17 protein-coding genes are annotated in these 19,702 nt (G+C 70.2%); 9 read left to right on the forward strand and 8 right to left on the reverse strand.

Annotation, left to right across the window (positions count from 1 at the left end; all coding sequences use genetic code 11):
* Window positions 1-365 precede the first annotated feature (365 nt).
* Complete coding sequence (locus NF338_RS00515; RefSeq protein WP_264028988.1) at window positions 366-1,907, forward strand: hypothetical protein; 1,542 nt, start codon at window positions 366-368, stop codon at window positions 1,905-1,907.
* Window positions 1,908-2,040: 133 nt separating this feature from the next.
* Here NF338_RS00515 and NF338_RS00520 read toward each other — a convergent pair whose 3' ends face one another.
* The 5 genes from NF338_RS00520 to dnaA all read right to left on the reverse strand — a co-directional run bounded on the left by NF338_RS00520 (window position 2,041) and on the right by dnaA (window position 8,587).
* On the reverse strand, window positions 2,041-2,553 hold the full coding sequence (locus NF338_RS00520; RefSeq protein WP_264028989.1) for a DUF721 domain-containing protein: 513 nt from the start codon (window positions 2,551-2,553) through the stop codon (window positions 2,041-2,043).
* Window positions 2,554-2,689: 136 nt separating this feature from the next.
* Window positions 2,690-3,997, reverse strand: a complete 1,308-nt coding sequence (gene recF / locus NF338_RS00525) for a DNA replication/repair protein RecF (protein WP_264028990.1) — start codon at window positions 3,995-3,997, stop codon at window positions 2,690-2,692.
* 37 nt (window positions 3,998-4,034) lie between these two features.
* The gene (gnd, locus tag NF338_RS00530; RefSeq protein ID WP_264028991.1) at window positions 4,035-4,940 is read right to left on the reverse strand and encodes a phosphogluconate dehydrogenase (NAD(+)-dependent, decarboxylating); all 906 of its coding nucleotides are present in this window, start codon (window positions 4,938-4,940) and stop codon (window positions 4,035-4,037) included.
* Window positions 4,941-5,002: 62 nt separating this feature from the next.
* Window positions 5,003-6,133, reverse strand: coding sequence for a DNA polymerase III subunit beta (gene dnaN, locus NF338_RS00535; protein ID WP_204538545.1), 1,131 nt, complete (start codon window positions 6,131-6,133; stop codon window positions 5,003-5,005).
* A 1,035-nt stretch (window positions 6,134-7,168) separates the two neighbouring features.
* Window positions 7,169-8,587 (reverse strand): chromosomal replication initiator protein DnaA, encoded by a 1,419-nt coding sequence (dnaA, locus tag NF338_RS00540; RefSeq protein WP_087470426.1) that lies wholly within the window; start codon window positions 8,585-8,587, stop codon window positions 7,169-7,171.
* Window positions 8,588-9,132: 545 nt separating this feature from the next.
* Here dnaA and rpmH point away from each other — a divergent pair.
* The 8 genes from rpmH to NF338_RS00580 all read left to right on the forward strand — a co-directional run bounded on the left by rpmH (window position 9,133) and on the right by NF338_RS00580 (window position 15,280).
* Window positions 9,133-9,270, forward strand: a complete 138-nt coding sequence (gene rpmH / locus NF338_RS00545) for a 50S ribosomal protein L34 (RefSeq protein WP_013885212.1) — start codon at window positions 9,133-9,135, stop codon at window positions 9,268-9,270.
* A gap of 6 nt (window positions 9,271-9,276) precedes the next feature.
* Window positions 9,277-9,645 carry a ribonuclease P protein component gene (rnpA, locus tag NF338_RS00550; protein WP_264028992.1) on the forward strand — a complete coding sequence of 123 codons (369 nt, stop codon included), beginning with the start codon at window positions 9,277-9,279 and terminating at the stop codon, window positions 9,643-9,645.
* Window positions 9,642-9,980 (forward strand): membrane protein insertion efficiency factor YidD, encoded by a 339-nt coding sequence (gene yidD / locus NF338_RS20950; protein WP_318782929.1) that lies wholly within the window; start codon window positions 9,642-9,644, stop codon window positions 9,978-9,980. Before rnpA ends, yidD begins: the two co-directional genes overlap by 4 nt.
* 60 nt (window positions 9,981-10,040) lie before the next feature.
* Complete coding sequence (gene yidC, locus NF338_RS00560; RefSeq protein ID WP_264028993.1) at window positions 10,041-11,129, forward strand: membrane protein insertase YidC; 1,089 nt, start codon at window positions 10,041-10,043, stop codon at window positions 11,127-11,129.
* 38 nt (window positions 11,130-11,167) lie between these two features.
* Window positions 11,168-11,695, forward strand: coding sequence for a protein jag (locus NF338_RS00565; protein WP_264028994.1), 528 nt, complete (start codon window positions 11,168-11,170; stop codon window positions 11,693-11,695).
* Between the two features lie 238 nt (window positions 11,696-11,933).
* Complete coding sequence (gene rsmG, locus NF338_RS00570) at window positions 11,934-12,596, forward strand: 16S rRNA (guanine(527)-N(7))-methyltransferase RsmG (protein WP_412845932.1); 663 nt, start codon at window positions 11,934-11,936, stop codon at window positions 12,594-12,596.
* Between the two features lie 120 nt (window positions 12,597-12,716).
* On the forward strand, window positions 12,717-13,895 hold the full coding sequence (locus tag NF338_RS00575; RefSeq protein WP_318782930.1) for a ParA family protein: 1,179 nt from the start codon (window positions 12,717-12,719) through the stop codon (window positions 13,893-13,895).
* The gene (locus tag NF338_RS00580; RefSeq protein ID WP_264028996.1) at window positions 13,892-15,280 is read left to right on the forward strand and encodes a ParB/RepB/Spo0J family partition protein; all 1,389 of its coding nucleotides are present in this window, start codon (window positions 13,892-13,894) and stop codon (window positions 15,278-15,280) included. The genes NF338_RS00575 and NF338_RS00580 overlap by 4 nt, the downstream gene beginning before the upstream one ends.
* Before the next feature lie 1,430 nt (window positions 15,281-16,710).
* On the opposite strand, the gene NF338_RS00585 is transcribed toward NF338_RS00580, so the two are convergent.
* The 3 genes from NF338_RS00585 to NF338_RS00595 form a co-directional block, all read right to left on the reverse strand.
* Window positions 16,711-17,031 (reverse strand): hypothetical protein, encoded by a 321-nt coding sequence (locus NF338_RS00585; RefSeq protein ID WP_264028997.1) that lies wholly within the window; start codon window positions 17,029-17,031, stop codon window positions 16,711-16,713.
* Window positions 17,032-17,210: 179 nt separating this feature from the next.
* Window positions 17,211-18,131 (reverse strand): D-alanine--D-alanine ligase, encoded by a 921-nt coding sequence (locus tag NF338_RS00590; protein ID WP_264029370.1) that lies wholly within the window; start codon window positions 18,129-18,131, stop codon window positions 17,211-17,213.
* Window positions 18,132-18,335: 204 nt separating this feature from the next.
* Window positions 18,336-19,688 carry a PLP-dependent aminotransferase family protein gene (locus tag NF338_RS00595; protein ID WP_318782931.1) on the reverse strand — a complete coding sequence of 451 codons (1,353 nt, stop codon included), beginning with the start codon at window positions 19,686-19,688 and terminating at the stop codon, window positions 18,336-18,338.
* Window positions 19,689-19,702 lie beyond the last annotated feature (14 nt).

Below are 19,702 nucleotides of genomic sequence, written 5' to 3' on the forward strand. Positions count from 1 at the left end.
TGGTGAACAGACCCGGAATGACCTCCCCAGTCTACCCGCCACGAGCCGAATTCCGCGGATTGTGGCCCCCCTGGGGGCGACGTCCCGGGCTATCACGACGCTATCCGCGCCCCGTCGTCGAGACTCCTCCACAAAGTTGTCCACAGGTGTTGTCCACCGCTCGGAGAGACGCCTCGGGACGCGCGCAGCAGCCCGGACGCCGGGCTCGCCGTCCAGCTCGTGGGAACGCTCCCTCTGGTGATAAGTCGGGAATCGGCATTTCACGTGGAAAGTGGTCTAATACCACACACAATCATGATTCGCGCGTCGTCCGCGCAGGAGTGATCCGCGTGCGGGCGGCCTCACCCCGAAGGGACCCTCACCTCGTGAAGAGACTCCTCGCGAGCGCTGCGGCGACAGCGCTCGCACTCGGCGGCCTGCTCGTGGCCACCGCGACCCCCGCCTCCGCCCACAGCGGCCAGCCCGTCGCCGACTGCCAGAGCCTCAAGGTCGATCTCTGGGCGTACGCCTCCGGGAACGGGCTCACCGTCGTCGTCGACGGGAAGACGCTCGAGCCGCGCAGCTTCGACGGCCGGTTCTCGAAGACGTATCAGCTCGACCCGACCGTGGCGCACACGTGGAGCGTCGCCGTCGACGCCTCCGACCACGACCGCTACGACGCGGCCTGGGAGGGCACCACCAAGCCGTGCCAGCCCGCCGACGCACCCGTCCAGGTCGGGGTGTACGTCTACCCCAAGCTCGACCCGAAGAGCCCTGCCGCCTGGGAGAACTCCGGCCCGCAGAAGATCGTCACGAGCGACGAGCTCGCCCTGCCCGAGAAGCCGTGGGACAAGACCTGGCTCGTCGCGCCTCTCGACCTGGAAGAGGTTCGCGCCGTCGCGCGCACCATCGTCCCCGACGTCACCACCGAGGACCTGTGCACCGCGTGGGCCGTGCAGCAGGACCTCGTGGACCTGCCCGGCGGGCTCGACGAGCTCCCGACGGACATCCGCTACTCGCCCGACGGCAAGCACCTCGGCGAGTTCCCCGACGGCACGCTCATCTCGTGGGACCACCAGGACCTCGCGAACCTCTTCCCCGAGGGCGCGTGCGACACCCGCGAGCCGGTCGACGAGGAGGTGGTCGCCCCCGCGACGCCGGAGGTCCCCGCCGCGGTCGAGGTGTGCGGCACCGAGCTGACCGGGGAGAACGTCCCGGCGGAGTCCGAGCAGTTCCGCTACACCGCGACCGCCGAGGGCGTCGTCGCCGAGCCGAAGAACTCCTCCGTCGAGTTCTCCGAGGAGACGGCGCAGCTCGGCTACGTCGTCGCCGAGGACGGGCGCAGCGCCCTGTTCCCGGTGGCGGACCTGCTGCCCGCGGAGGAGGAGTGCGCGCTCGTCCCGGGCGCGATCGAGGCGGTCTGCCAGGGCGACGTGCCCTACCTCGGCTACGAGGTCGCGCTGCCCGAGGGCGTCACCGTCGACGAGGAGAACCCCCTCACGATCACGTTCCTGCACCCCAGCGGCGGCGAGGACTACGTCGTCACCGACCAGCCGCTCAGCGGCACCCTCCTGTGGCCCGGCGCCTCGGCCGAGGAGCCGAAGCAGTGGCCCGGGTTCGTCCGCAACGAGGACGGCTCGTACACGGAGACCGAGGGCAACTACGCGTGGACGCGTGACGGCGTGGAGGTCCTCTTCGAGGTGAACCCGTCCTACTCCACGGTCGTCTCCTACCCGCCCGCGACCAGCGCCTGCGCGAACCCGCCCGTCGCCCCGGTGGCGGTCGAGAACGTCGCCGGTCCCGCCGAGCCCGGCGGCCCCGCGCTCGCCACGACCGGCGCGACCGTCGCCGGTGCCGCGGCGTTCGCCGCGCTGCTCGTCGGCGGCGGCGCCCTGGTGTTCTGGCTGCGTCGCCGCGTGCAGTCCTGACCCCGACGTGGTGACCTGACCGTCACCACCCGCGAGGCCCGCCGTGCCCCGGTCACGGCGGGCCTCGTCGTGTCCGAGCACCCCGCACCCGGCGCGGCCCTCGGGACGGGCGCGAGGACGCACCGTCGGGCACTCAGCCCCAGGTGTCGCGCGGGCCGGGTCCGCGGACCGACTTCTTGCCGCGCCGGAAGCTCGGGCCTGCCGGCCCGAGGACCGTCACCGTCTCCACGACGCCCTCGCCGACCTCGCGCGCGAGCCGCTCGAGAAGCTGTGGTGCGAGCAGGCGCACCTGCGTCGCCCACGCCGTCGAGTCCGCCCGCACCACGAGGACCTTGTCCTCGAACGTCTCCGGCTCGCAGTGGTCCGCCACCTGGTCGCCGACCACCTCGCGCCACCGCCCGACGACGCCCCCCACCGACACGTCGGCGACCCAGTCGCGCTCCCGCAGCAGCCGCGCGACGACGTCGCCCAGGAGCTGCGGGTCGCGACCGCCCGGTCGGGCGCCCGACGTCGGCGGGTCGGCCAGGATCCGGCGGCGCGGCTCCTGCCCCGGCCGCAGCCCCTTCGCCCGCGCCGCCGCCTTCGCCCGGTTGAGCGCCTGCCGCGCCACCTCCGCCGGCGGCGTCAGCTCCACGACGTCCCCCACGGGCAGCCCCGTCGCCCGAGGCTCCGCGCTCTCCCCGTCCGTGGCGCCTCGCCGCGAAGGCTCACCGGCGGCGAACGGCAGGGCCGGATCGTGCTCGAGGTGGTCGTCGCCGTGGTGGGACGACGTCGCGCCACCCTCACTCCTCGACACGGCTCACCGTCCCGTCGTGGACGGCGAACCGCGCCCCGTCCAGGAGGGCGGGGACGTCGTCCGGCACGGCCGCGGTGATGATGACCTGGCCCGCGTCCGCGACGAGCTCGGCCAGCCGCTCGCGACGCCGGACGTCGAGCTCGGCGAACACGTCGTCGAGCACGAGCACGGGCTCGCCGTCGGGACCCCACTGGTCCGCCCACAGGAGGGAGTCGAGCCCCGCCGGGGCCCCATCCCTGAGGAGGCGGTACGACGCGAGGCGCAGGGCGAGGGCGAACGACCACGACTCACCGTGGCTCGCGTACCCCTTCGCCGGAAGGCCGCCCAGGGTGAGGACGACGTCGTCGCGGTGGGGTCCGACGAGGTTCACCCCGCGCTCGATCTCCTTCGCCCGCACCGCCCGCATGGCATCCAGCATGCGCCTCTCGAGCGTCGGCGCGTCGGGGAGGCCCGACGCCGGGCCGTCGCCGTCGGTGCCCGGCTCGCCCCGCGTGGGGACACCGTCAGCGGCCCCGTCCGGGTCGAGCGCCTCGTCGACCGACGAGCGGTACGCGGTCTGTGCCTCACCCTGCCCGGCGCTGACCTGCTCGTACGCCTCCGCGACGTACGGCGTGAGGGCCGCGACGAGCTGGAGACGCAGGGCCGTGATCTCGGCACCGAGGCTCGCCAGCCGTGCGTCCCAGACCTCGAGCGTCGCCAAGGGGGACGACGTGCCTTCGGCCGCGTCGTCGTCGGGAGGTGGCTCCGCGGCCGCGGTGGGGCGGGTCGCACGGCGACCCCGGAGCGCGGTCGCTGACTTGAGGAGCGCCCCCCGCTGGCGCAGCACCCGCTCGTAGTCCGCGAGCAGCGCGGCGACGCGGGGGACCAGGAGGACGGCGAGCTGGTCGAGGAACCGGCGGCGACCGTCCGGGTCGCCCTTGACCAGGGCGAGGTCCTCCGGGGCGAAGAGGACGGTCCGCACGATGCCGAGGACGTCGCGCGGCCGCTTCGCGGGGGACCGGTTGATCCGGGCCCGGTTCGCCCGACCGGAGGCGATCTCCAGCTCGACGGTGCTCGCGCGGTCGCCCCGGACGACCCGGGTCCGGACGACGGCACGCGTGGCGCCGGCCCGGACGAGCGCCGCGTCCCCGGCGACCCGGTGGCTCGCGAGCGTCGCCACGTACCCGATCGCCTCGACGAGGTTCGTCTTGCCCTGACCGTTCGGCCCGACGAGGGCGTTCACGCCCGGGACGAGCTCGACGTCGACGGACTCGTACGAGCGGAAGTCGACGAGGGACAGGTGGGAGACGTACATCGCGGGAGGACGTGCCGGGGGAGGGTCGGCCGACCGGTCAGGCCGGGTCGGCGGCCTTCACCGCGTGCCCGCCGAACTGCTGACGCAGCGCCGCGACGGCCTTGAGCGCCGGGGACTGCTCCTGACGCGAGGCGAAGCGCGCGAACAGCGCGGCTGAGATGACGGGCAGCGGCACGGCGTTGTCGATGGCCTCGTCGACCGTCCACCGGCCCTCGCCGGAGTCGTCGACCCAGTCGTCGATCGCGGCGAGCTGCGGGTCCTCCTCGAGCGCCTTGACGAAGAGGTCGAGGAGCCAGGACCGCACGACCGTGCCGCGCGTCCACGCCTTCATCGTGCCGTGCACGTCCTTGACGAGCTCGCCCTTCGCGGCGAGGAGCTCGTAGCCCTCTGCGTACGCCTGCATGAGCCCGTACTCGATGCCGTTGTGGACCATCTTCGCGAAGTGGCCCGCGCCGACCTCGCCCGCGTGGACGAAGCCCTCCTCGCGGGGACCCTCCGGGCGCAGGGCGTCGAAGACCGGCATGGCGGCCTCGACGTGCGTGCGGTCGCCGCCGACCATGAGGCCGTAGCCGTTCTCGAGGCCCCAGACTCCGCCCGAGACGCCGACGTCGAGGTACCCCACGCCCTTCTCGCTCAGCTCGGCGGCGCGCGCCTGGTCCTCGGCGTAGTACGAGTTGCCGCCCTCGATGACGAAGTCGCCCGCGCCGAGCAGGTCGCCGAGCTCCGTCACCACGCCCCGGGTCGGCTCTCCCGCGGGGACCATGACCCACACGATGCGCGGACCGTCGTCGGGCAGGGCCGCGACGAGCTCGGCGAGGGTCGCGACGTCCGACACCTCGGGCCGCGGGTCGTAGCCCACCACCTCGATGCCGGCGGCACGGATGCGCGCCCGCATGTTGTTGCCCATCTTGCCCAGGCCGACAAGTCCGATGCGCGTGACCATGCGAGTCCTCCGGGGTGCGGTGATGAGGTCGAGGCGGTGGTGCGAGAGCGGTCCTCGCGGTGTCAGCCCGCGAAGCGGATCGGCACGAGCAGGTAGCGGTAGTGCGACGAGTCCTCGCCGTCCAGCGAGTCCTGCCCGGTGAACTCCACGGGCTTGTTCGGGTGCGTGAAGCTCAGGCGCACGAAGTCCGTCCCGAGGGCCCCGAGTCCGTCGAGGAGGAACTGCGGGTTGAAGGCCACCGAGATGTCCTCGCCCACGAGCACGGCCTCCAGCGCCTCGGACGCCTGCGCGTCGTCGCCCTGGCCCGCGTCGAGCACGACCTGCCCGTCCGTGAACGACAGCCGGATCGGGGTGTTGCGCTCCGCGACGAGCGACACACGCTTGGCGGCGTCGATGAGCGGCGCCGTCGGGACGACAGCGTGGATCGGGGTCTCGTCGGGGAACAGCCGGCGCACGGCGGGGTAGTCGCCGTCGACGAGCTGCGACGTCGTGTGGCGACCGCCCGCCTCGAAGCCGACGAGGTCCACCCCGGCGCCGGTGTTCAGGCCGACGTTCACGAGGCCCGAGCTGCCGAGCGACTTGGCCACGTCGTTGAGCGTGCGGGCACGGACGAGCGCCACCGCCGAGTAGCTGGGGGTGACCGGCGTCCAGGTGAGCTCCCGGAGCGCGAGGCGGTAGCGGTCGGTGGCGAGGAGCGTGATCTTCTCGCCCTCGATCTCGACCCGGACCCCGGTGAGCAGGGGAAGGGTGTCGTCGCGGCTCGCCGCCACCGTGACCTGTGCGACGGCGTTCGTCAGCTCGTCGCCCGAGACCGTTCCCGTGAGCTCGGGCATCGCGGGCAGGGCGGGGTACTCGTCCACAGGCATGGTGAGCAGCGTGAAGCGGCTCGCTCCGCAGGTCACCGTGACCTTGTTGCCCTCGAGGACGACGTCGACCGGCTTCGCCGGGAGCGCGCGGGAGATCTCGGCGAGCAGACGCCCGGACACGAGCACCGTGCCAGGCTCGCTCACCTCGGCGGGGATCTCCGAGCGGGCCGAGACCTCGTAGTCGAAGCTCGACAGGCCGATCGTCCCGGACGCGTCCGCCTCGAGCCGTACACCGGCGAGCACCGGGGCGGGCGGGCGGGTCGGCAGGGTCCGCGCCGTCCAGGTCACCGCGTCGGCCAGGACATCACGCTCAACCCGGAACTTCATCCCACACCCTCTCGTCCCAACGTCCTGATCGGACTCGATCTTCACATGTGCCGTCCGGCTGCGCCTCGGCGCACGGCTCGTCGTCGGGCTGAGGACGTCCTGACCGCTCGAGGGAAGGCCCGTGGCGGGGGACGCGAGGAGCTCGGGTCGCAGGTCCGCGCACACGTGTCGTGCATGAACCCTACGCGAGGAGGCGGTCGGGAGGAACTGGAACGACGTCGCTGGGGACAGTCCTGTGCACCGACGTCGTCAGGGCATCGTCGCGAGCGTCCGCGGTGTGCCGACGGGCGATCCGCTGGTCGCCGGTGGGACCGTCGGGCAGGGTTGTCGGAGCGGTGGCGCACGTCGGCCGTCGGAGCCTGATGAAGGCGTGTGGAATTCCCCCTTGATAACACTTTCGTCGTCGTCATAGGGGTTGTGGAATGCGTGGAAAACAGGTGTCATCGCAGGTCAGAGGCCGAAACCGCGTGTGGACGAGCTGGTGGTCCCGCTGTGGGAAAGTCGCACGCCCTGTGGGCAACTGATCTGTCCCCACACGTCGTCCACCGACGGGTGCCATGTCATCCACACCTGAGGGCCCGTCGTCCACAGTTATCCACAGACGCATGCACAACCGTGTCATCGGAGAGCCGTCCACAGACTGTGCACGGTGCATCGTTTCCACAGCTATCCCGGGGAAAACCCTCGTCACTCCGCGGGTTGCGGAACGCTGCCGAGCGCTGTGGTCGATCGTCGATCCCTGGATCACGCCAATGTCACAACTCACAGGCGCCTTGTGGATGACTGTGGACAACTCGACCCACACGCTGTGTACGACACGGTGCTGGAGGAGCCGTTGACCGCGCGGAGACGCTCTGGCGAGCGGTATCCACAGGTTGATGCACCTCGGTGGGCATCTCTGTGGATCTGTGCGGAGGACGACACGGCACGGTGTTCCGGGGCACGCGCCGTCCCCGACACGGGTGCCTGTCGACAGCCCGGACCGGACTCCATGGGCGGGCGGTGGTGGGTACGGGCCGCCCACGGCGACGGGCCTCAGCCCCGGCGCTGCTGCTTGATCCTGCTCGTCAGCTCGGTGACCTGGTTGTAGGTGGACCGTCGCTCCGCCATCTGCTCCGTGATCTTGCGGTTCGCGTGCATGACCGTCGTGTGGTCGCGGCCACCGAACTGCTGGCCGATCTTCGGCAGCGAGAGATCGGTCAGCTCACGGCACAGGTACATGGCGATCTGCCGCGCGGTGACGAGGACGCGCGAGCGCGAGCTCCCGCAGAGGTCGTCGATCGTCAGGCCGAAGTACGCGGCCGTCTGGGCGATGATCGCGGCGGGGGTGATCTCTGCGCTGTCCTCGTCGGTGATGAGGTCCTTGAGGACGATCTCGGCGAGCGGGAGGTCGACCTGCTGGCGGTTGAGGTTCGCGAAGGCCGTCACGCGGATCAGCGCGCCCTCGAGCTCGCGGATGTTCGTCGAGATGCGAGAGCCGATGTAGGAGAGGACGTCGTCCGGGGCCGCGAGCCGCTCGTTCGACGCCTTCTTGCGGAGGATCGCGATGCGCGTCTCGAGGTCCGGCGGCTGCACGTCGGTGATGAGGCCCCACTCGAACCGCGAGCGGAGCCGGTCCTCGAACCCGTTGAGCTGCTTGGGCGGCAGGTCCGAGGTGATGACGACCTGCTTGTTGGCGTTGTGGAGGGCGTTGAAGGTGTGGAAGAACTCCTCCATCGTCTGTTCCTTGCCCTGGAGGAACTGGATGTCGTCGATGAGGAGGACGTCGACGTCCCGGTAGCGGCGCTGGAACGCACCGGCCTTGCCCTCGCCGATCGAGTTGATGAAGTCGTTGGTGAACTCCTCGGAGTTCACGTAGCGCACGCGGACGTTGGGGTAGAGGTTGTGCGCGTAGTGGCCGATCGCGTGCAGCAGGTGCGTCTTGCCGAGGCCCGAGTCCCCGTAGATGAACAGGGGGTTGTAGGCCTTGGCGGGCGCCTCTGCGACGGCGACGGCCGCGGCGTGCGCGAACCTGTTCGACGACCCGATGACGAACGTCTCGAAGACGTACTTGGGGTTGAGCCGGCTCGGCTCGGCCTGCGGGCGAGGCGGGGGAGGGGGCGGGAGGTCGGGCAGGCCGTCGTCCGGCTCGATGTACGGCCGCTCCACGGCGGGGCGTGAGGCAGGTGCCACGACCGGGTCCGAGCTGAGCTCAGGGTCGACCGTGATGCCGAAGCGGACGTCGCGGCCGAGGCAGGAGGACATCGCCGTCACGAGCTCGTCGCGCACGCGGGTCTCGAGATACGTCCGGGTCTGCTCGTGCGGCACCGCGATGAAGACCGTGTCGTCGAGGATCGCGAGGGGCTTGGCGAGCCGGATGAACGCGATCTGCCGCGGCGTGATGTCCGGGCTCGCCTCGAGGATGCTCAGGGTCTGCGCCCAGACGTCGGCGATGTTCTCGTCCGGGTTGGCCACGGGCAGTTCCTCACAGGTCGAGGGTGTGCGTCGGCGCGCGGTGCCGACCGTCGAGCGCGCGCTGACGGGCCGGGCGGGGTGCGCCGACGAAGAAAGGTCACGGGTGTGGTGATGCTGAGGTCGATCGTGCCATGGGAACCCCTCGTCCACATAGTTGTCCACAGGCTGTGGGTTATAGGGTGAGCATGGTCTCAGCGCCGTTCCGGTGCCGGTGGCGCCTCGACGCTGCGGTGCTCGTCCGGGGGCACACCTCACCCGTCCTGGTTTGACCTGGAGGGGTCGCTCAGCGTAACGTCAGACAGCCGTTCCAGGTGATCTTGGCGCGCCCGCGTGGAGGAGACTCGACACGAGGCCTCGCGTCGTGAGCTGCCTGCAAGGATCCGGTGCCCCAGCAATGGCCCACTCGATCTGCGTGCCTGGACGACGACCCGAGCGGGCGACCGCACGGCGCACCACCTGAACCACCGACAGGCTCCAACCGGAACCTGTCACTGCATCGTCGAGGACATAGACGGTGTACCTCCCCGACGTTCTTGGAGTACCTCGTGAGCAAGCGGACCTTCCAGCCGAACAACCGGCGCCGGGCGAAGACCCACGGCTTCCGGCTGCGCATGCGGACCCGTGCCGGCCGCGCCATCCTGGCTGCCCGCCGTCGCAAGGGCCGCAGCGAGCTCTCTGCCTGATCCCACGTGCTCCCCGCGGCGCACCGACTGCGCCGTTCCGTCGATTTCGAGCGGGCGGTGCGCCGCGGCGTGCGTGCGGGTAGGTCGACCGTGGTCGTGCACCTCTCGGAGGATCGTGAGGGGGACGCGCAGCCACAGGTCGGCTTCGTCGTCTCCAAGGCGGTGGGGAACGCGGTGCACCGCAACCTCGTGAAGCGTCGTCTGCGTGCCGCGACCGCGTCACGCCTCGACATGCTGCCCGCGCACGGGCGCGCCGTCGTCCGCGCGCTCCCCTCCGCCGCCGCCGCGTCCTTCGCCGTCCTGAGCGCCGACCTCGACAGCGGTCTCGATCGCGCCGTGCAGCGCCTCCAAGAGCGCGCGGGCGTGGATCGATGACGACCACGCACCCGGTCGACGGTCCCGGCGTCACGTCCCCCGAGGATGCCGACGGCCGCGGAGCTCCCGGCATCGTGCGCCGCGTCGTCGCCGTCCTGCGCCGCGTCCCCGCGCTCACTCTCATCGGCATGATCCGGGCCTACCAGTCGGTGATCTCCCCGATGACGGGGCCCACGTGCAAGTACTACCCGTCCTGCTCCCAGTACGCCCTCACGGCGGTGCGTCGTCATGGCGCGCTGCGCGGAACGGGCCTCGCCCTCTGGCGGCTGCTGCGCTGCAACCCCTGGAGCCTCGGTGGGGTCGACGACGTTCCGCCGGCACGACACACGCACTAGACCGCAGCCCGATCACGGGCGATTCACAAGCTTTGTCCGAAGTTGAGGGAGCAGTCACCGATGGACTTCTTCGCGATCCTCTACCCCATCGAGTGGGTAGTCGCCTGGATCATGTACCTGTGCCACCAGGGCCTGACGTACCTGGGGTTCTCCGACGGTCCGGGCCCGGCATGGGTGCTGTCGATCGTCGGCCTGGTCATCATCATCCGTATCCTGCTGATCCCGCTGTTCTTCAAGCAGATCAAGGCCTCGCGCGGGATGCAGATGCTGCAGCCCGAGATGCAGGCGATCCAGAAGAAGTACAAGGGGAAGACGGACCCGGCGTCCCGCGAGGCCATGAGCCGCGAGACCATGGACCTGTACCGCAAGCACGGGACGAACCCCTTCGCGTCGTGCATGCCGATCCTGCTGCAGTCGCCGATCTTCTTCGCGCTCTTCCGTGTCCTGAACGGCCTGGTGCCGATCTCCAACGGTACGGATGACCCGATCGGTCCGATCAACTCCGCCGTCGCGAGCGACATCGAGAGCTCGTCCGTCTTCGGTGCGAAGCTGTCCGACGTCTTCCTTCAGACGAACGACCTGCAGACGAAGATCGTCATCGCCGTGCTCATCGTCGCGATGTGTGCGACGACCTTCTTCACGCAGCGTCAGCTCACGATGAAGAACATGCCGAAGGCGGCGCTCGAGGGCCCGATGGCGTCGACGCAGAAGATGATGCTCTACGTCTTCCCGTTCATCTTCGCCGTCTCGGGCGTCAACTTCCCCGTCGGTGTGCTCGTCTACTGGACGACGACGAACCTCTGGTCGATGGGGCAGCAGTTCTACACGATCCGGCGGATGCCTGCACCGGGCTCCGAGGCCGAGCGCCTGCTCAAGGAGCGTCAGGCCCGGAAGAAGGCCGCGAAGGGCATCGTCGAGGACTCCACGCCCGTCATCGAGCAGCCTCGCGGCCAGCGCCAGCAGCCGAAGCGCAAGGATCGCCAGAAGGGTGTGGCGCGTCCCGCCGGGACCTCCGACCTGGGAGTTGAGGACGCACCGGTGGAGGACGCGCCCGTCGTCGACGACAAGGCCGGGTCGAACGGCGGTGGGAAGCGCTCGTCGTCGCCCGAGACGCCCAAGCCCGCGCCCAAGAAGAAGAAGCAGAAGTAGACCCGCGCCCGAGCGCGCCCGCCGTGAGGAGCACCGTCATGACGCCTACAGAGACCCCTGCGCCCGAAGAGGCCGCCACCGACGAGTCGACGCGCGAGACCACCAGCCTGGAAGAGGAGGGTGAGATCGCGGCGGACTACCTCGAGGAGCTGCTCGACATCGCCGACCTCGACGGTGACATCGACATCGACGTCGAGCACGACCGCGCGGCCGTCGAGATCGTCGCCGACGACCCCGCGGCACTGCGTTCCCTCGTCGGTGACGACGGTGACGTCCTCGACGCGCTCCAGGAGTTGACCCGACTCGCCGTCCAGGCGCGGACCGGGGAGCGGAGTCGACTGATGCTGGACGTCGCCGGCTTCCGTGCTGCTCGTCGCCGTGAGCTCACCGCACAGGCCGAGGACGCGATCTCGCGCGTTCGGTCCGACGGGGTGAAGGTCTCGCTGGAGCCGCTGAACGCATTCGAGCGCAAGGTGATCCACGACGCGGTGGCCGCGGCCGGTCTGCGGAGCGACTCCGAGGGCGTGGAGCCCCAGCGCTACGTGGTGATCTACCCCGCCGACTGACGCAGTCTCGTGTCGGACGCCCTTCGCCCCCCGTTTCACGTGAAACGGGGGGCGAACGTCTTGTACGGCACCCGAGAAGCCGGTGTCGTGTCGGTGGCAGAGGCCTGGCGGCGCTGGCTGGGCGCGCGCGGCCTGGAGAGTGGCACGGTCGACGGGATCACCTGGTGATCGGGCACGCCGTCGGGCGTTTCACGTGAAACGATGTGGCGTGCCCCATCACGAGGAGACAGAGGAGCCGATGCACGGCCTGGCTGACGGCGACGCCGAACCGCAGATCTCGCGGGAGGCGCTGACCGAGTATTTCGGCGCGTCGTTCCCGACCGTTGAACGGTTCGCGGACCGCCTCCGTGAGGAGGGTGAACTGCGGGGTCTCATCGGACCGCGCGAGGTCCCACGTATCTGGGACCGGCACATCCTGAACTCCGCGGCGGTCGTCCCGTTCCTCCCGAAGACCGGTCTCCTCGCGGACATCGGATCGGGGGCGGGCCTTCCAGGGATCGTGATCGCCGCGATGCGCCCGCAAGCCTCCGTCTACCTGGTCGAGCCGATGGAGCGGCGATGTGCCTGGTTGTCGGAGATCGCAGCGGATCTGGGCCTCGCGAACGTCGAGGTGAAGCGTGGCCGTGCGGAGGAGTACCACGGTGCGTTCGAGTGTGACGCCGTGACCTCTCGCGCCGTAGCAGCACTGGACAAGCTGGCGCGGCTCTCGTTGCCGTTGGTGCGACCGGGTGGCGAGATGATCGTCCTGAAGGGCCGCAACGTGGCGCGAGAGATCGAGCCCGCCCGGAAGGTACTTCGACGGCTCAAGGGGGGCGAACCCGAGATCGTGGACGCACCCACGATTCCTGGTGTGGAGACCACCACGGTCGTGCGCATCGTGCGGCAGACTGGGGCACGCTGAAACCGCCCCTGACGTCAGTACGGATGTACTGAAGACACGGGCATGACGAGCGCCCGACATCCACCGATGAGTGGGCCGGACGGCGCATGCTGGGACGCGACGACGGAGAGGATGAGGCGCGTGACGGAAAGCCCTGTCGACCCTGGAGAGCTCCAGGATCGGTCGGCGACGTCTCTCTCGGAGGACAGGGGAGGGGCCCGAAGCACCGGCAACGAGGATGACCGGCGAGCAGCGCTGATGGCGAGCTTGCCGGACACGGACGAGTCGACACCGCTCGCCGCTCAGCTCGCCGAAGATGCTCGGCGTCGCATCGACCTCCAGGGTCGGCGATTCCCACGGCCAGTGTCGACGCGGATCATCACCGTGGCGAACCAGAAGGGCGGCGTGGGGAAGACCACCACGACCGTCAACCTCGCGGCAGGCCTCGCGCTGGCGGGTCTCAACGTCCTCGTCATCGACAACGACCCCCAGGGAAACGCCTCGACGGCGCTCGGTGTCGAACACCGCGCCGGGACACCGTCGGTCTACGAGGTCCTGGTCGACGGAGACCCCCTCGCCAGCGCGGTCCAGCAGTGCCCGGACATTCCCACCCTCTGGTGCGTGCCGGCGACGATCGATCTGTCAGGGGCTGAGATCGAACTGGTCTCGCTCGTTTCACGTGAAACACGGCTCCGTCGCGCGCTCGACGAGTACCTGGCTGGGCGGGAACGAGAGGGCTTGGCACCCATCGACTACGTCTTGGTCGACTGCCCCCCGAGCCTGGGCCTCCTGACCGTCAACGCCTTCGTCGTCGGACGCGAGGTGCTCATCCCGATCCAGTGCGAGTACTACGCACTGGAGGGCCTGAGCCAGCTCCTGAAGACGATCGAGCTCATCAAGTCGCACCTGAACCCCGGTCTGCACGTCTCGACGATCCTTCTCACGATGTACGACGGGCGCACCAACCTTGCGCAGCAGGTCGCGGCGGAGGTCCGGGAGCACTTCCCCGACCAGACACTGCGGACCACAGTCCCGCGCTCGGTGCGGATCTCCGAGGCACCGAGTCACGGGCAGACGGTCATGACCTACGATCCTGGCTCGACGGGTGCGCTCGCGTACCTGGAGGCGGCGCGTGAGCTGACGCAACGCGGCGCGAACAGGCCCGACGATCGCGACCTCGACGCTCTGTCTGGGCGGGACTCGGCGCAGGAGCAGGACTCCACTCCTGTGCCTGACAGCTTGTCCCCGACGGTCCGAACCGAACACGAGTTTGCCGGCACCATCGGTGGTCCCGGCCTGCGGCAGGAGGAACTGCGATGAGCGAGAAGCGTCGAGGGCTCGGTCGAGGGCTGGGTGCTCTGATCCCGACCAGTTCGGAGGGGAAGCGCCCAGTCGACGTCTTCTTCCCGAGCCCGACCGAGGAGCCGGTGCACGACGACGCCTCGAGCGAGGACGCGCTCGCAGCGCCGGTGGAGGACCGCGGTGCGGCCGAGAACGGCGCTGGTCCCGCTCCGGTCGTGACGCTTGTCGCTGACGCCGGATCGGGCCCGGCCGATCTGGACTCTTTGACGTCGCTGTCCGCGCACGACCTTGCCGAGCTGGACGCGCTGAGTACGGGCGCGCGTGGATCGCTCGGTGCGAGCGACGTTGAGGACGAGCGGTCGGACGCGCAGGTGACCTCAACAGACGGTGACGGCGCGACGCCACGTCCCGCCGACAGCGCGGACGACGAGGTTTCACGTGAAACGGCGCCTCAGCCCGAGAACGGAGAGGGATCGGCGGCGTCTGACGCGAAGTCGACCCTGGAGTCTCCCGCCGATGACGAGGATGCCGTCACTGAGGAATGGGCAGGCAGCGCCGCTGCCGACCTCGTCCCCGTCCCTGGGGCACGCTTCGCCGAGGTGCCGACAGCCTCGATCCGTCCGAACCCCCGTCAGCCGCGCACCGTCTTCGACGAGGGTGACCTCGAGGAGCTGGTGGGATCGATTCGCGAGATCGGCGTTCTTCAGCCGATCGTCGTTCGACCGGTCCCCGGAGAGGACGGCTCCTTCGAGCTGATCATGGGCGAGCGGCGGTGGCGCGCGACGCAAGCCGCCGGTCTCGACGTCATTCCCGCGATCATCCGCGAGACGGACGACGCCGACCTGCTGCGCGACGCGCTTCTCGAGAACCTGCACCGCAGCGCACTCAACCCCCTGGAAGAGGCAGCGGCGTACCGTCAGCTGCTCGACGACTTTGGCTGCACGCATGAGGAACTCGCTGAGCGGATCTCGCGCAGTCGCCCGCAGATCTCGAACACCCTCCGGCTGCTGCGTCTGCCGCCCCTCGTGCAGCGACGAGTCGCGGCAGGCGTCCTCTCCGCCGGTCACGCCCGCGCTCTCCTGGGCCTCACTGACGGCGCGGACATCGAACGTCTCGCCCAGCGGATCGTCGCCGAAGGGCTCTCGGTCCGCGCGACGGAGGAGATCGTCGCGATGGGCGGACTGGACGGTGAGCGTCGCGCGCCGCGCGCCCCGCGGGCGGGTCAACGGTCTGCGGCGATCGACGAGCTCGCGCATCGACTCTCGGACCGCTTCGAGACGCGGGTCAAGGTCGACCTCGGCAAGAACAAGGGGCGCCTCACGGTCGAGTTCGCGTCGGTCGAGGACTTGAACCGGATTCTGGACGTGATGGCCCCGGAAGACCCGGGCCTCCTGCGCAAGTAGCCAGATGCGCACTGCCGACGTGCGAGGCGACGTCGGAACCCGGCCGGGACCGCCATGAGGTGCTCGTGAGTATCCGCGGTGGTCCCGGCCTCATGCTGCGCCGCCACGAGGCGGGCTCCCTGCATGTCGTGTGCGCCACGGCACGCGCTGGCGGTGATTCCGGTGCCGGCGGTACACGTGGTCGGTACGCGGGGGAGGGGCGTCGCGGTGCCCTCCGTGCGAGGAGGTCACGACGGCGATCACGCGCACCAATGAGGTGTCCGGCGGGACTGCGGGGCCGAGTTCTCGACCAGCCGAGCTCTCGACCAGCCGAGCTCTCGACCGGTGCGCCCGACCGCCCGGTTCTCGGCACACGTGCGCACCGCGCCCGCCAGCGCGGCAACGTTTCACGTGGAACGTCCATGGAGCGCGAGGCGGTATCCGCTACCTCATCGATCGCCTCGCGTGCGTGTCGACGGCGCGGAGGCCTTCGCTCACTGATCCCACAGACGGCGCGCCGCAATCGCAGAGCCCTACGGTTCGGGGACGACGGGGAAGACGGTTGTCGCGCGGGGCACCGCTCGCACATCACGAGACAGAGTGGGGTACGCGCGGGGAGAAGCATGTTCCACGTGAAACGTCGCGCCCCAGAGGCCTGCACCAGCAAGGGCACGGCGTTTCACGTGAAACGAGCATGCTTCCAGCGCCACCGGGTCGCCCCGGCATGGTTGAGGAGTGGGACCGCGACCGACGCCGGAGTGCCGAAAGCTGCAGCAGCTCCGCGAGCCATCCGCGCGCAATCCTGCTTCCGTGAAAGTGCCGCACACGCCGCTCGGGCGTCGTTCAGGACAGAATGCGCCACCAACGCGAACCGCCCGGCGGAGCACTCGGGGCCGTTGTCGTCGTAGGACGAGCATCGTGTGGCCCGGATTCATCCACCGTGGCCCACGCATGACCGCATCGGACGGCCGCACGGCGGCCTGACGGGCATGCGTCAACGGTGCCGTCGACGGATGAGGTCAGCGTCAGGCTGGCCGCCTCCCCGGACGCGTCGCTCGATGGGTGAACCGTGGAGTTGATTCCTGCCGACCATCGCACTTCCTCGACTCGGCGTCGCGCGATCCGGAGAATGCCCGACAACGGTGTGCGGGGAGGCGGCACGACCGTTCGTCAGGAAGCGGAGCACGCTGCTTCGGCGCGGACTCCGAGCCGTGACCAATGAAGCGTTCGACCAGCAGGAAGACCCGATCACGTCGCGCACACGTGGTCGCCCGCAGGGGCACGACCGGGCGACCGACATACAGCGCGACATGGTCGGGCAGTCCGGTCACCTGTTCAATCAGTGGCGAGGACCGATGGCCTCAAGGACAGGATCACGATGGCCCGACGTTCGGGGGCGGTCCCCTGCCGCCCTCTTCACGTGACCGCGCGACGGAGGGCTCGCCGAGGACTCAACGCCACTTCTCCCACTGTGTGATCGCCTCAGAGGCCGCTGCCGCATCGCCGAGTCGGGTCCACGCCGGCCACGGTGGACTCTCGACACGACCTGTCCAGGTCGGGCGGACCAGTGCGAACGTCTCGTCGACCAGCCTGACGACGACGTCGTCGGAGGACCGGAACCGGGCCTCGATACCTGCGATCCTGCCGGCCAGCTCGTGGTCGGGGCTCAGTTCCAGCTCCAACTCGCGGAGCACCGCGACACAGTTGCGGTCCGAACGTCGTCCCGAGCCAGGACAAAGCCACCATTCGCCCGAAAGCGTGAGCCCCGTCATGCGCCGATCGTGCCCTCTCCCAGTGAGCCGACATGCCGAGTCGCCCTCCGTATCACCCGAGGGGTCGGTGTCGACGACGAGGATCGAGGGCGGCCGGACGAGCCGGGCGGTCGTCGACGTCGACCCGACGTTCCACGTGAAACATGGCGTGCCGTCGCGCATGCGGCACGCGACGAGGCTCAGTGGCGCACGTGGGCGTTGACGAGCGAGCGGTAGAGATGACCCAGGTCGAGGCCGGCAGCCCGCGCGGCCTGGGGGAGGAGGGACGTCTCGGTCATGCCCGGTGCGACGTTGACCTCGAGGAACTGCACGACGCCGTCCGGGTCGAGGATGACGTCGGTGCGGGACAGGTCGCGCAGGCCGAGCGCGACGTGCGCGCGGACCGCCACCTCGCGGACGATGCCCAGCACGTCGTCGTCGAGGCGCGCCGGAGCGAAGTACTCGGTCCGGCCGGGGTTGTACCGCGCGTCGAAGTCGTACGGGCCGGTCGTGACGATCTCGACCGGCGGCAGCGCCTCCGGGCCCTGACCGAGGTCGACGACGCTGACTGCGAGCTCTACACCGCGCACGGCACGTTCGATCAGGGCGACGTCGCCGTAGGCGAAGCAGTCCACCATGGCGCGCGGGAGCTGGTCGGCACGCTCGACGAGGGTGACGCCGAGCGCCGAACCGCCGTGCGTGGGCTTGACGACGAGAGGGAGGCCCAGCCGCGCGACGACGGCGTCCAGGACGGGCTGGGCGCCGAGCTCCCGGAACAGACTCTGGGGGAGGGTCACGTACTCGGGCGTGCACAGGCCTGCACCCAGCACGACGCTCTTCGCGACCGGCTTGCTCCAGGCCGCGCGGCTCTCCCGCGGCCCGGTGCCCACGTACGGCACACCGACGAGCTCGAGCACGTCGCGGATCGATCCGTCCTCACCGCTCGCGCCGTGCAGGAGCGGCCACACCACGTCGGGACGGGACGCGGCGAGGAACGGGAGGAGATCGGCGTCGACGTCGTGGACCGTCACCTCGAGGCCGGCGGCACGCAGACTCTCGGCGACGCGGCGCCCCGACCGCAGCGAGACCTCGCGCTCGTGGGAGAGGCCGCCCGCGAGGATGGCGACGTGCCCGCCCGGGGGGACGGCGTCGTCGGGACGAAGAAGGTGAAGGTGCTGGTCAGGGCGCTGCGTGTCGGTCTTGGCTGCGGTGGCGGCCTCGCCCGTGGCCGCCGGGGTACCCGTGGTCGTGTCCACTGTTGACGGACTCCTGTTCGGTGCCGGCATCGCCCGGTGAGGGCCGCCTCGGCGTCGTGGTGAGGTGCTTCAGGCCAGGTTGGGCGAGGGGTTCTCGACGTCCGTGACGTCGGGGTCGAGCTCGGCGTTGGTCCCGAAGATCTCGACGAGCTCCTGCTCGGCGTTGACGACCCCGGCGAGGCGTCGGACTCCTTCACGGATCCGCTCGGGCGTCGGGAAGCAGTAGGAGAGGCGCACGTGGCTCGAGCCGGTGCCGTCGGCGTAGAAGGCGGTACCCGGCACGTAGGCGACGCGTGCGGTGACGGCGCGGGGGAGCATGGACCGCGCGTCGAGGCCCTCGGGGAGCTGCACCCACGTGTAGAAGCCGCCGTCGGGCACGGTCCAGCTCGCTGAGGGGAGGTGCTCGGAGAGCGCGCCGATCATGGCGTCCCGGCGTTCCCGGTAGAGCTCGCGGAACTGCTTGATCTGGCCCTTCCAGTCGCACGTGTCGAGGTACGCGGCGATCGCGAGCTGCGAGGCGTTGGAGGGACACAGGATCGCCGACTCGCTCGCGAGCACGAGCTTCTCGCGCACGGCGTGCGGCGCGACCACCCAGCCGACCCGGTACCCGGGCGCGAAGGTCTTGGAGAACGACCCGAGGTACAGGACGCCGTCCTCGTCGAGCGAGCGGAGCGCGGGAAGGGTCTGCCCGTCGAAGCCGAGGAGGCCGTAGGGGTTGTCCTCGATGACCAGGACGCCGTACCGCTGGGCGATCTCCAGGATGCGCGGGCGGCGCTCCGCGGTGAGGGTCACGCCGGCCGGGTTGTGGAAGTTCGGCACGGTGTAGAGCAGCTTGACGCGGCGACCGTCCGCAGCGAGCCGGGCGAGCGTCTCCTCGAGGGCCTCGGGGACGAGACCGTGCTCGTCGAGGGGCACGTGCACGACGTCGGCTTGGTACGAGCGGAACACGCCGAGCGCCCCGACGTAGCTCGGTGCCTCGGCGACGACGACGTCACCGGGGTCGACGAAGATCCTGGTCACGAGGTCGAGCGCCTGCTGGGACCCCGTCGTCACGACGACGTCGTCGGGGTGGCACTCGATGCCCTCGAGCCGGACGACGTCGAGGATCTGCTCACGGAGCGTCTCGTCGCCCTGCCCGGAGCCGTACTGGAGGACCGTCGCGCCACGCGTCGCGACGAGGCGCTGCGTGGTGTCGGCGATCTGGTCGAGCGGGAGTCCTTCGAGGTACGGCATGCCGCCGGCGAGCGACACGACCTCGGGGCGGTTCGCCACCGCGAACAGGGCCCGGATCTCCGACGCTCGCATCCCGTGCGCTCGCTCTGCGTAGGCACCGAACCACGGGTCGAGGCGGGTGCCGCTGGGAGCGGGCTGCTGCGGGGGAGGCGTCGGTCCAGTCACGACCCCCAGTGTGGCACGGTGCATCGGGGGATCCCGTG

This window comes from Cellulosimicrobium sp. SH8, from assembly GCF_025818875.1.
In the GTDB taxonomy this organism is placed as follows: Bacteria; Actinomycetota; Actinomycetes; order Actinomycetales; family Cellulomonadaceae; genus Cellulosimicrobium; species Cellulosimicrobium cellulans_D.